The 12482-nt window shown below is 37.3% G+C and carries 8 protein-coding genes, 1 tRNA gene and 1 pseudogene; 4 read left to right on the top strand and 6 right to left on the bottom strand.

Features of this window, described 5'->3' with window-relative positions:
* Window positions 1-84 precede the first annotated feature (84 nt).
* Both DLK05_RS05750 and DLK05_RS05755 read right to left on the bottom strand, forming a co-directional pair.
* Window positions 85-1254, bottom strand: a complete 1170-nt coding sequence (locus DLK05_RS05750) for a serine hydrolase domain-containing protein (protein ID WP_127343054.1) — start codon at window positions 1252-1254, stop codon at window positions 85-87.
* 338 nt (window positions 1255-1592) lie between these two features.
* Entirely contained in the window at window positions 1593-1829 is a 237-nt protein-coding gene (locus DLK05_RS05755) for a hypothetical protein (protein WP_148114101.1), read from the bottom strand.
* Between the two features lie 240 nt (window positions 1830-2069).
* On the opposite strand from DLK05_RS05755, the gene DLK05_RS05760 reads away from it, so the two are divergent.
* Together DLK05_RS05760 and DLK05_RS05770 are read left to right on the top strand one after the other, a co-directional pair.
* Window positions 2070-2420, top strand: a complete 351-nt coding sequence (locus tag DLK05_RS05760) for a winged helix-turn-helix transcriptional regulator (RefSeq protein ID WP_127343056.1) — start codon at window positions 2070-2072, stop codon at window positions 2418-2420.
* Between the two features lie 330 nt (window positions 2421-2750).
* Window positions 2751-3767 (top strand): annotated as a pseudogene (locus DLK05_RS05770) (MATE family efflux transporter).
* On the opposite strand, the gene DLK05_RS05775 reads toward DLK05_RS05770, so the two are convergent.
* A complete protein-coding gene (locus DLK05_RS05775) occupies window positions 3648-4532 on the bottom strand; it encodes a sulfatase-like hydrolase/transferase (protein WP_127343059.1) in 885 nt (294 codons plus the stop codon). The pseudogene DLK05_RS05770 and the gene DLK05_RS05775 overlap by 120 nt on opposite strands.
* A gap of 943 nt (window positions 4533-5475) precedes the next feature.
* On the opposite strand from DLK05_RS05775, the gene DLK05_RS05780 reads away from it, so the two are divergent.
* On the top strand, window positions 5476-5712 hold the full coding sequence (locus DLK05_RS05780; protein ID WP_127343060.1) for a GIY-YIG nuclease family protein: 237 nt from the start codon (window positions 5476-5478) through the stop codon (window positions 5710-5712).
* A 450-nt stretch (window positions 5713-6162) separates the two neighbouring features.
* Here the strand turns inward: DLK05_RS05780 and DLK05_RS05785 are convergent, their stop codons facing one another.
* Window positions 6163-6930 carry a DUF6261 family protein gene (locus DLK05_RS05785; protein ID WP_127343061.1) on the bottom strand — a complete coding sequence of 256 codons (768 nt, stop codon included), beginning with the start codon at window positions 6928-6930 and terminating at the stop codon, window positions 6163-6165.
* 1371 nt (window positions 6931-8301) lie between these two features.
* On the opposite strand from DLK05_RS05785, the gene DLK05_RS05790 reads away from it, so the two are divergent.
* Window positions 8302-8386, top strand: a tRNA-Ser gene (locus tag DLK05_RS05790).
* A 679-nt stretch (window positions 8387-9065) separates the two neighbouring features.
* On the opposite strand, the gene DLK05_RS05795 is transcribed toward DLK05_RS05790, so the two are convergent.
* Window positions 9066-11966, bottom strand: coding sequence for a type I restriction endonuclease subunit R (locus tag DLK05_RS05795; RefSeq protein ID WP_127343062.1), 2901 nt, complete (start codon window positions 11964-11966; stop codon window positions 9066-9068).
* A gap of 78 nt (window positions 11967-12044) precedes the next feature.
* Entirely contained in the window at window positions 12045-12410 is a 366-nt protein-coding gene (locus DLK05_RS05800; protein ID WP_127343063.1) for a four helix bundle protein, read from the bottom strand.
* Between the last annotated feature and the right edge of the window lie 72 nt (window positions 12411-12482).

Genomic DNA, 12482 nt, shown 5'->3' on the forward strand with positions numbered 1-12482 from the left:
GTCGGGTGCATTGTATTGTTAGCTGATTTCATGTAGTTACTTTATTAATTACATGAATTGGTTTCTTTTGAATATCCTTTTTCCCTACAAGCTTGCGTACAAAGCATCAATAATACGCTTTGATTCGTTGCCTATGCCTGATCCAGTGGTCATTCGTACTGGTGTGTATCCAAACGAGAGATGGTTTTCAGAATCAGCAAACCCGACAAAACCTCCAGCACCTGCAGACCCAACATTACCCTCTCTACCGTAGTAATTGAAATCGATATTAAGCAGGAAGCCCATTGTCACACGGAATTCGTTGCCGAATAAGGAGTCTTGTTCATGCCACTGCACCTCTGACATAGCCGCAATGGTTTCAGGTGAATACAGCTTGGCGCCATTAAATGTGCCGCCATTTGCCATTGGAGCGAATAGTCTTGCGATACCACAGGCATTAGTTACACCACTGCTTGATGGATTGACTGATTTCCAGTGCAAAGGTGTGGCAAAAAACATAGGATCTGGTGGCAGTAGTTTAAAGCATGGCATAGTCTTTTCGTTGATTAGACCGCCCGACATCATTTCATTTTCAGGGTTAAAAATTGTGGGCGCAACACGTTTCACATCCTCATCTGTACACCCCAGAATGTAATCTGCTTGCAACGGTTCCACGAGTTCTTCTCTGATAAACTGTTCAATCGGTCTCCCGTCAATGCGCTTAACGAGCGTACCGACGAGAAATCCAATAGTCATGGAATGGTATGCGGGACTTGTACCAGGCTCCCAGTTTGGTGCTTGCGCGGCAAGTTTGGTGGAATAGCCATCGAAATCAAGCGCATCTCCGGGCTCTGCATCCTCAGCGTACACGAGGGACGCTTGGTGGCTTAATAACTGGCGTACGGTAATTTTATCTTTTCCCGCTTGACCAAATTCCGGCCAGTATTTGGCAACAGGTGCCTCATAGTCCAGCAATCCTCTCTCGGCCAAAAGGTGCGCAGCCATGGCAGTAATACCCTTGCTGATTGACATGGTATTAACCAGCGTGTCTTCGCGCCACTCTTGTGTTTTATCCTCATCAATATAACCGCCCCACAAATCAACCACGGTCTCTTCACCTTGAATGACGGTGACACGCGCACCAACTTCACCACTTTCAGCAAAGTTCGCTAGAAACGCATCGCGAACAGCCTGGAATTTATCATCACATTTACCGTAAACAGGTACTGTTGTATCAGTTGTTTCACACTTTGGGTATTTTTTATTTATTTCCATTTTATTTTCATTTAATTTTCATTTTATTTTCCTATTATAACGTCTTGAGATGAGCTGCGGGTTCGAAAACTTTAAAACTGGGGACGCTTATCCCCGTCAGCTCCATCGACTTGTTAGATTTTTTCATTGCTTTTTTTAGTTAAACTTTTTCGCTAGAACTTATTAAACCCATTTTTTTCATTAAATATTGAATATTTAGATAATCTTTTCCGCCGAACCTTTTAGATAATTGTATCATTTTCGCATAAACTTTGCAAAAGCGTGGCGGAAATCTTTTACTTTAACATAGGGCATAATAACTCCTCCTTAAATATTGGTTTAGATCTGCTTTTAATTGTTTAGCCTAACTGGTTAGTTTCCATGTGGCCGGATTCAATTCCTTTATCGCTTTCAATCCAGTCATAATTTGAAGCATTTTTCATGGGAGCAATAAATTTCCAATTGGCTTTTCTGATACCAAGGCTATAGCCTTCAACCACCAGCTCTTTACGACCTTGTTTTGATTTCCCCATCCAGGTATCCAACAGGTTTCTGCTGTCAATAGCTTCATCTTCCTTAATATCATGACCAACCAATTTAGCAAGAGAAGCATAAAGGTCAATCTAGCTCATTAGAACATCGCATTTTCCGGGAGTAATTTTTTGCGACCAGTTTACGATTGTTGGTACCCTTGTACCAGCTTCATACATGCTGTATTTTCCTCCACGAAAAGTTCCCCATGGTTTATGGTTGCAAACCTAAGTATAGTTATATACATTTGCAATAACGGTCAAAAATGATAGTATTAATTTATATCTAAATAAACTTAAGAAGCCATGTATAAAATTCAAGATAAAGTATATCCCTGCTGCACAAGTCTTACTATGAAATATATTGGGGGTAAATGGAAAACAGTCATATTGGTTCATTTAACCGAAGGAACCAAGCGTTATAATGAACTGAGAAAAATGATTCCATTGGCCACTGAACGCACTCTGAGTCTGCAATTAAAACAATTAGAAGAAGACGGCTTAATTAAGAGGACTGTTTATACGAGTAAACCGCCATTGAAGGTGGAATATTCTTTAACTGAATTTGGGAAAACACTATCACATGTTTTAGATGAAATAAGTAAATGGGGTATTCAAACAGCCAGCACACTAGAGCATATTGAAACGACTGAGTAAGGTGACCAGTAATAATAATCTATCAATAATTCAAAACGCACATCTGTCCATTATAATTAGCTATTTATGAAAAAAATCTTTCCTCATATCAAGGAAAGGCCAAGTCATATCAGGTTTGATGTTGTTATATCACACAATTTGAGGTAAAGAGAAATAAAGTCAAGAACTCTAATAAGTCGATAACTTAAACTGCTGTTTCCTCTGGTTTTGCAATATAGACTTAGACAATAGCTTGGATTAAACCACTTACTTAAATCAATTCTAAATTTGTTGAATCAAATTTTGGGATTTAGAATTAAATTGGGAGCTTTGTAATCCAATAATTTTCCAATGAAAGATTTCACTACTGGAAACGTAGCTCGCCATATATTCAACTTTACACTACCCATGCTTTTGGGCAATGTATTTCAGCAACTTTATAACATTGTTGATAGTATCATTGTTGGGAAAGAGCTAGGTAAGGAAGCTTTAGCTTCGGTAGGAGCATCATTCCCGATCATATTTGCACTAATTGCCTTACTAATAGGGATCGGATCAGGGTTCTCCATTGTTATATCGTAATTTTATGGTGCTAAGGATATTGATCGTGTTAAACGATCGATAGACACCATGTACATCTTTCTATTTGTTGCAGGTTTCCTTATATCTATTTTAGGCATATATATGAGCGAAGATCTATTTAGATTATTACAATTACCCGAGGAACTTATACCTGAAGCCACCACTTACCTGAACATTTACATGGCTGGTATGATCCTCTTTTTTGGTTTCAATGGTACAAGCTCAGTACTTCGAGGCCTAGGAGATTCCAAAACACCACTCTACTTTCTAATCTTATCATCCATTTTAAATATTATATTAGATATACTCTTTGTTATGGTGTTTAAATGGGGAGTAGCTGGCGCTGCATGGGCAACAGTAATTGCTCAAGGCGTTGCTTTTATAACAGCGCTTCTTTATCTGAACAGCACACACAAAATCATGAAGTTTTCGTTTGCAAAGCTTCGTTTTGATAAAGATCTATTTTATAAAAGTTTAAAGATTGGCTTACCTTCTGGTTTGCAGCACACCTTTGTTGCGGTAGGAATGATGGCACTGCTAGGTATTGTAAACGGTTTCGGTACCGATGTTATCGCAGCCTATACAGCAGCAGGTCGAATCGACTCTCTGTCCATAATGCCAGCCATGAATTTCTCACAGGCTGTTTCAGCATTCGTAAGACAAAATTTAGGTGCAAATAAAATTGTGGTGTATAACACGAGGCACGTGTATGTCGTGAAAAGCATAATACAAGAAAAAGGGGGTTTCTTTATTTGCTTCAATAAATGTCTCTGTCTTTGCATTTAACACAAAAGGAAAGTCTTCATCTTTCCAATGTGCATCTTTACCTCCCGACATATATCCGATGCGGCTTACCCCATTAATAATGGTTTTGTTATGCTGTCCATCAGCTGGCATTTTTAATAACTCAGGATTATTGTAGCCTGTAGGCAATATCTCCAGAGGCTTATTGTAACTAACCGTTATTGGATCGTCGCAATTGAGGTTTACTACCTTCTGATTTTCCAGAAATACGCAAGGAACACGATCGCCGGTAGCAGGAATCAGGAAACTATAGTCGAAGCCTATTTCCTGAGGTCCAGGTTTTACTTCTGAATTCCAATTGGTGGCTTTATCACCTGAACCTAATCCGAGATGCCATTTCCCTACAACAGCTGTTCTGTACCCAGCTTTTTTGAGCATTCCAGGTAAAGTAGATTTTCCGGGTTTAATAAGTAATTTTTCATCCCTATCCAGAACCTTAGCGTTTACCCTGAAAGCATGTTCGCCAGTTAATAAGGAATAGCGAGATGGTGTACAGGTGGCAGCACTACAATGCGCATCGGTAAACACTACTCCTGTTGAAGCCAACTTATCAAGATTAGGAGTTTTGACACCTGTAGCACCATAGCACCCAATATCTCCATACCCTAAATCATCAGCATAAATAATTACGATATTTGGCTTTTCCTTTGATGATGTTTTCTCTTGATTCTTACTAGTCTGACAACTATTTAGTCCTGCCACAGTTAGTAAAGAAACACCTAATAATAAAGAATTACAGTGTGTCATGTTTAATAGTTTATATTGAATTAATATTTCTTTTATCGCGATACAACATGAAAACCACCATTCCCAAATATTTAAATTGAGTAATAACTTCAATTTTATCCTTCTTTGCAATATCTTAAAAAGGATTTTTGGTCAGTGATTCTAAAATAAAAAGATATTATTCTTCTTCATATTTTCATTCTTCGCAGATTATGATGCTATACTATTACACTTCATTTAAGAATAAAGTAAATTACTCTTTCAATCAGACAACTTAACAATCCACATAACAAACAACAATTCTGACACATACAACAATAAAACAATTAATTAGAGATCAATTTATTTAATAGTTCTGAGTTTATATCTCAAAGGTATTTTCTTAAGAATAGATCATCATACCAACTCGTAAATTAATTAGCAAAAAAAGCCCACCAAGCTTAATTGGAGGGCTGGACATAACAAATGTTACCTAAAACTAGGTTTTCGTTTAGTTTACAGAAACACATTTAACAACTCCCTTATTTCTATATCCTATATATAAATCTTTGGTGAACTCTCAAGTGAACACAAAAAACCAACTCAACATAAACAACAATGGGTCAGGCTTTAATATGTCTTTAAGAAACTCCCTCTCTCTCCGCCTTCGCCCGCCATAGCTTTTAGCGACGGCGGGCTTTTTTTATATCCCACAATAAGCAAATTCCCATGTAATTCTACAGGCTTCGGCGGATGCAATCCGCTTAAACATCCATAGAACCCAGTGTAGCTCATAATACYAAAAAGTATTTAATCTAACTCTCTTCGCCCGCCATAGCTTTTAGCGACGGCGGGCTTTTTTTATATCCCACAATAAGCAAATTCCCACATAATTCTACAGGCTTCGGCGGATGCAATCCGCTTAGCCATCCTTAAGGCTTGAAAATCTTTTTAATTATATTTAGGAAAAAGAAAATTCAACTCTATGCATTACGTTTATATACTTATTTGTGCCAATGGAAAGCACTATACTGGCTGTACTTCAAATCTAAAAGAAAGACTCAAAAGACACCAAAGTGGGCAGGTTCCTGCTACAGTAAATTTTCTACCGGTAAAACTGATTTCCTATACTGCGTTTGAGGATAAATACAAAGCCTACGAATTTGAGCGATATTTAAAAAGTGGGTCTGGTAGAGCATTTGCTAAAAGATATTTAATTTAGAAATCTATTCGCCTTCGCCCGCCATAGCTTTAGGCGACGGCGGGCTTTTTTTATTTCCCACAATAAGCAAATTTCCACGTAATTCTACAGGCTTCGGCGGATGCAATCCGCTTAAGCATACTTAAGACTTGAAAATCTTTACTTTTTTTTATTTGGCTAAGCCAAATGAGATAAGAAGCCTGGTAGTAAAATATGATCTGCTGTAGCATCGAGTTGCACCAGACAAATGCTATCCATAAATTTTTCGTGTTTTTTTTACAAAAAAATCCCCTTTCCTGAAAGAAAAAGGGGATTAAGCCGTCTGTAAATGTCGTTGGTATAAAAATATTTCGAGGATAGATAAACTATGGCAAAATGATTTTATTTTTGCCATAACGGGAGGCTCTTAATTCCACGGTTTAAACTTTAGGTGGTTTATGGCAAGAATTAGTGGAGCCTCCTCTTTTTTATCTATGACTCATCCTGTTCACTAGTTACTTGTTCCTGTTCTGAACCTGCCTCCTCAACTACATGTTCACTTCTCGTTTTGCGACTACGAAGATCAATCATGTACTTATCGGTGCATTGGTTCACAATCTCAATCATTTCCACGTACTGAGCTTGAGGAGCCACACGGTTCAGAACCTCCAGAGCCTCGAAGAATTGCTCGCAAGACACTCTCAACTCCTTATAAACCTGTTCATTTTCTGGATTCTTTTTGCCCTTCGACTCGGAATCTCTCTTTTCCAGAAGCGAATCGTAAGCTGCACAGTCGTCAATCAGATCCTGATAATACGATTCGGCACCCAAATCAACAATATCCAGCTTTCTTTCCTCCTGGCTTAAATCTTTAAAAAGACTTGCCATGATAGACGACTGAACTTTTTGGCCTTTTACATGCAAAGACCACCCATGTCCACGAATTATTTCACAGATGTTTGCGGCCTTTTGTGCTTTCACCTGATCTTTACAATGTGTGGCAGCCTCCATACTATTACGAAAAGCAAGATAAGACTCATCTCTCCGGTGATCACTTTCGTGTAATAAATGCGTGTAATCATTGGTTCTTTTACCATTGGCTACATGCAATGCCATTTGTAATTTTGAATCAAAAGTATCAATGGTTTCCATGATTTGCAGACCTTCCACCCGTAGTGGCTTCACCCTTGATATTATTTCTCTGCTGTATGCCAGCAACTCATTTACGCGAAGCATACTTAAAAGCATATTTTTTATCATATAAAAATATTTTATGTGTTAATACCACAACATTTTTAAACAGCATAATAAAATTATAAAATTTTTGCATATTCACGCTATAATTTTTCTTTTTATAGTATAAATTATTAACACCTTCACTCCAATATCGGGTGAAACCCCCAGATAAGCACAAAACCTAACTGCCTACAAAGCCCATAAAACAGGACTAGAAGAAGTAAGCATCCACAAGTATATGCCTGATTTTATGCATTATTACATCTAATTATGCAGTTTGGTAAAAAAACTGTATTAATTGTATTTGTATTGATGGAAAATAAAAATTAAAGCATACTTAAGAAGCTTCAGGATAGTAAATTATGCCAAACAATCGTTGAATATTTTTGGAGGGAGTAGTTTGATACTTTAAATGAAAAGCCATGCCGGAATTCATTCCTTGAACTGATGGGAAAAGGAAAAATCTGAATCCATTCAGATTTTTCCCAGATTGTTTGGCGATAACCTGAATCAATTCACGGTATCAAAATTTCGTTTGGCAGTAGCATGAACCAATTCAAACTGTCAAAATTTCGACTGGCAGTAGCATGAATCAATCCACAGTATCAAAATTTCGTCTGGCGATAACCTGGATCAATTCACAGTGTCAAAATTTCGTCTGGCGGTAGCATGAACCGATTCAAGCTATCGAAATTTAGTTTGGCGGTAGCCTAAATGGCTTCACGTTGTCCCCACCACTGTCTGGCAGCATCGTGAATGGATTCAGAAAACCGCGCAGCTCCCTAATGAAGCGAAAATCAGAAAATATCACTGTTAAACAGATGTATTTATTGAGGAGGTATATTTAACAGAAGTACAAATAGTAGTAAGGCCATTTCCCCGCCCCACATTCAATTATTCCTCTCTTTTAAGAATCAGAATCAAACACAGCTGATATTTATATCTAGTCATTTCCAATGTTAATATCCGTTCAGTTTAAATGCACGATCAGGCCAAAGAGAGATTGAAAAACTACTACAAGTTAATTGCAGAAGATCGATTTGTGAATAGGAAATAAGAAAACTATGGGTTTTGAAAAATTCAAAATCCTTAGTTTTATAGTACAGAGGAAGTGATTGCTTGCTCCTTCCTAGCTCATTAATGTATTACGAACCCCAAAAGTTCAAATCCCATCAAATTCATCGACATAAAAAAAGCACCTAAGTTTTTCAAATTTGGTGCTTTTTTAATGGGGTGAAACCGAAAAAAACCATTCATCAATATTTGTAACTTATTCATGACAAATGCAATGAAAATATAAATTCTCATTGCATTTAATTTTCTCATAATATTTTTTTGTAATCCGCAATTTTCTTCTACTTTTGTGCCACACAATTATCCTAATGGATATTACCTGGAGGGATGACAGAGTGGCCGATTGTGCATGCTTGGAAAGCATGTGTACCGCAAGGTACCGGGGGTTCGAATCCCTCTCTCTCCGCCTTCGCCCGCCATAGCTTTTAGCGACGGCGGGCTTTTTTTATTTCCCACAATAAGCAAATTTCCACGTAATTCTACAGGCTTCGGCGGATGCAATCCGCTTAGCCATCCTTAAGGCTTGAAAAACTTTGCTGCTTTTTTTGTGTAACTATCTTCTCTAATCTAAAATTTATAAAATTACATTTCGAAGTTGCAACTATTAAAATAAGAAGCTCTGGCGAACTTTTTGCCGAGGGCCGAGGAGAGAACGGCTTATTTCCTATTTCATTTTTCAATACCCGACCTACAAATATTTAGGAAGGAACTGAAGTTTGAAACTCCATTCACTATTTTGATATGGAAGAGTAAGTATTTTTCTGCATAAGCAGAGTACGAGATACAATGTCGCACCAGCGGGGGAGCAAGCGAAAAACTTATATCAAACGAGATGAGTAAAATTGAAGGAATGTATCAATATGCATAAAAAACCACAACTCCCCGAGCAACATTGATGTTGTTTGGGGAGTTCGGGCATCAAATAAATCAAGATACACCGAATTTGATTAGGGAGATAATACTATAAAAAACCTCACGCACTATACACACCCTAGTATGACGTTTTTATTTTATTCATTTCGTTTTTAGTCTTGGCTATTTATGCTGATTGATATAAATACTGTTAAAATTCAACAAGCAAGTTTCTAACCAACCATTCCATTAATAAACACCTCCACAAATTCCTTCATTCTGTTGAGTATCCGAATCCCTACTTCTCTTGCTTTAAGGATGCTTGGTCTATGGTCTAAACATTTAAAAACATCATCGCGAATAGGTTCCTGTCCGCTATAGATATACGTGTCGATTAAGGCTTTGAACTGTGCTTTATCTAAATTTTCTTCTTCGCATAGTTTACCCAAAGCCAATACTTTTTGGTCTTGCCAATATTGATCAAACTCCTCCTCAATTTTATCTGCATCAAGAATATGTGGCAAATTCTCTTCAATAAATTTCTCGATGAGTTCTCGTTTGCTACGCAGCTTGACATCGCCACCAAGCAAATCGATAATGTTTTTTTTCTGGGCTGCAGCACTCGTAGGATCGCTAAGACTTAACTTAGCTAACAGCTTAATGATATAAGCAACATTGATACGGTCTCTATGTATCAATTCCAATTCAAAATCGATATCATCCAGAATAGATACTTTTTCTTTTTGAGCCTCGCGTTTTACCTTCTCATATAAATCGAGATACTTGCCTTTATAATCTTCGTACTCTTGTTCATCTAGTGGCAAATCTGCCCAATCGAAATCGGTATACGATTGTAAAACATTAAGATTACGCATCAGTTTTCTGAAGGCTTGCACAAAAGCAGCCTCATCCTCTTCGCTTTCTAAATCGTTTACACTTTGGTAGGTAGGCGTTATCTCTTTAAGGTGCTTAAAGGCTTCATCAAACTTCTTAGCTATATCCTCATATTCAGGCATAACAACCACTTCAATGGCCTCTTTATTCGAAAACAAGGTGATCGCATCGTCAGTTGCTTGTTTCAGATTGCGGAAGCACAATATATTGCCCTGCGATTTCTGCTCTCCTAAAATACGATTGGTACGCGAGAAAGCCTGTATTAAACCATGTTGCTTTAGGTTTTTATCTACATACAAAGTGTTTACCTTTTTTGCATCAAAACCCGTTAACATCATACCCACTACTATTACAATGTCTAAACGATCTTTTTCGTCGTTAAAAGTGGTTTTCTCTCTATCCTTAAAACGCTTACTGATGTCTTTAAAATAGCCTTCGAAAAGCTTACCGTCCTTAGTGGTATAATTGGTGTTGTACATTTTGTTGTAATCACCAACAAATCCTTCTAGCTTATCTCTTGTGTGACTCGATTGATAAACTGCTTGTGCATCTGCGGCCTGAGCGAATTCATCGCCAGGCAAATAATCCTGAGCATTTTCATCATCCTCATTGGCACCGAATGTAAAAATGGTGGCAATGCGCAAATCGTGCTCTCCTGCAGCTTTCTTTTTTTGGAATAGCTCATAATAAGCAATGGCTGCATCTATATTGCTTACCGCAAAAATGGCCGAGTAATCTTTGTTATGGGTTTTTCGCTTGTGATTGGCAATAATATAATTGGCTACACTTTCCAGATATTGAGGATCTTTAAAAACTTCTTCCTTATCGATCTCTTCAACCATTTGGTCGAACTGCGGTTTGTTTTTATGCTTGAAAACGCTGTAATACTCTATGCCGAATTTTAAGACGTTTTCGTCGCGTATGGCATCGGTAATCACGTATTTGTGCAAACAGTTGCCGAATAAATCTTTGGTGGTTCGCTTTCCCAACTCATTTTTAGACGCATTCTCAGCGAAAATTGGAGTACCTGTAAAACCAAACAATTGACTTTTAGCAAAGAACTTGGTTATTCTACCATGCGTTTCACCAAACTGAGAACGGTGACATTCATCAAATATGAAAACAAAACGTTCATTCTTCAGATGTTCCAACTGCTTAGCGTAACGACCCGAAATAGCATTGTTAAGCTTCTGTATGGTGGTAATGATTAAATTGGATGCTTTAGCTACACCCTTTTTATCTTTAAACTTACCCAAAAACTGATTCACCAAATTGGTGGTATTATGAGTAGAATCAACACTTCCAGACTTAAAAGCATTGAACTCTTGCATGGTTTGATAATCTAAATCTTTACGATCTACTACAAAAACCACCTTATACACCTCAGGCAAATCCATTAAAATTTGACTGGTTTTAAAAGAAGTTAAGGTTTTACCCGAACCTGTGGTATGCCAGATGTAGGCATTATCGGTATTGGTCTTTACCTGTTTAATCAAGGCCTCGGTGGCAAAGTATTGATAAGGTCTGAGTACCATTAAAACCTTATGCGTTTGGTTGATTACAATGTAGTTGGCAATCATCTTACCCAAATGATCGGGATTTAAAAATGAAGCAGCAAAGGCATCTAATTCAGTAATGTTTTTATTGCTAGCATCGGCCCAAAAGAAGGTTTGCTTAACAGATTGTAATTTGTTGTTGGCTAAATATTTGGTATTTCCGCCATTGCTGATTACAAACAACTGTACATATTGAAACAAGCCATGATTGCTCCAAAACGAATGCTTTTGGTAACGATTAATCTGATTAAAAGCTTCTTTAATTTCCAGGCCTCTACGCTTGAGTTCTATTTGAACCAGCGGCAAACCATTCACCAATAAGGTAACATCGTATCTGTTTTTAAAAGAGCCTTCCTGAGCTACCTGATTGGTTACCTGAAAGAGATTCTTGTTCCAATTTTCTGAATCAAAAAACCTAACATAGGCTGTTTCGCCATTGTCTTGGGTGAAGCTAAATCGATCTCTAAGTGTTTTGGCTTTTTCGAACACATTGCCTTTGGCTAAATGGTTGAGAATGCCGTCGAACTCTTTATCGGTATAAGTGGTTTTATTAAAAACCTCTAACTGACTCTTTAAATTACAAACCAAAGTATCGCCATCCATAATCTTAACAAACTGATACTTTAAATCAACTAATTGTTTGATTAAATCATTTTCTAATTTTGCTTCGGATTGACTTTTCATAGTTGATAATTATTTAGTTGATAATTGAGAATGGATAGTTGAAAATCAACTGTCAATTATCTCTTATCAACTGAAAGACTAACGATTAAGGCTTGTTTTTGTTGATTTCACTATGCTTATCAGTAATTTTAAAAGCTCAGTACTATCTTCTATAATAGACGCACTCTCATCCACCGATAAATATCCAGAATCCCTTAGCAATTCCAACCAATATTCACATTCGTTGGATTCCTTTAGAGCAATGTTCATTTTATTTAGAAAGTCAGCTTTCGACTGTGCATGTTCTGCCTCTTTTATTAATGCGCCAACCGCTGTACCACTTCTTAATAATTGTTTAGACAAAACATATTCCTTCTTGTTGGAAACTAAAAATTGATACAATTTGATAATTCGTAAAGCAAAAGCATACGATTTATTCATCACCACATTATCACTCTTTTTCATTGTAACTTATTTAATTATCAACTATCAATTGTCCCTTGTCCACTATCAACTATCCATTGTCAATTATCCACT

This window comes from Ancylomarina longa, from assembly GCF_003996985.1.
Taxonomy (GTDB): domain Bacteria; phylum Bacteroidota; class Bacteroidia; order Bacteroidales; family Marinifilaceae; genus Ancylomarina_A; species Ancylomarina_A longa.

Excerpts from the sequence above, each read along its gene's own strand:
- DLK05_RS05780 (WP_127343060.1), top strand. The coding sequence starts at position 5,476 with ATGCATTACGTTTATATACTTATTTGTGCCAATGGAAAGCACTATACT.
- DLK05_RS05785 (WP_127343061.1), bottom strand. The coding sequence starts at position 6,930 with ATGATAAAAAATATGCTTTTAAGTATGCTTCGCGTAAATGAGTTGCTG.
- DLK05_RS05795 (WP_127343062.1), bottom strand. The coding sequence starts at position 11,966 with ATGAAAAGTCAATCCGAAGCAAAATTAGAAAATGATTTAATCAAACAA.
- DLK05_RS05775 (WP_127343059.1), bottom strand. The coding sequence starts at position 4,532 with ATGACACACTGTAATTCTTTATTATTAGGTGTTTCTTTACTAACTGTG.
- DLK05_RS05800 (WP_127343063.1), bottom strand. The coding sequence starts at position 12,410 with ATGAAAAAGAGTGATAATGTGGTGATGAATAAATCGTATGCTTTTGCT.
- DLK05_RS05750 (WP_127343054.1), bottom strand. The coding sequence starts at position 1,254 with ATGGAAATAAATAAAAAATACCCAAAGTGTGAAACAACTGATACAACA.
- DLK05_RS05760 (WP_127343056.1), top strand. The coding sequence starts at position 2,070 with ATGTATAAAATTCAAGATAAAGTATATCCCTGCTGCACAAGTCTTACT.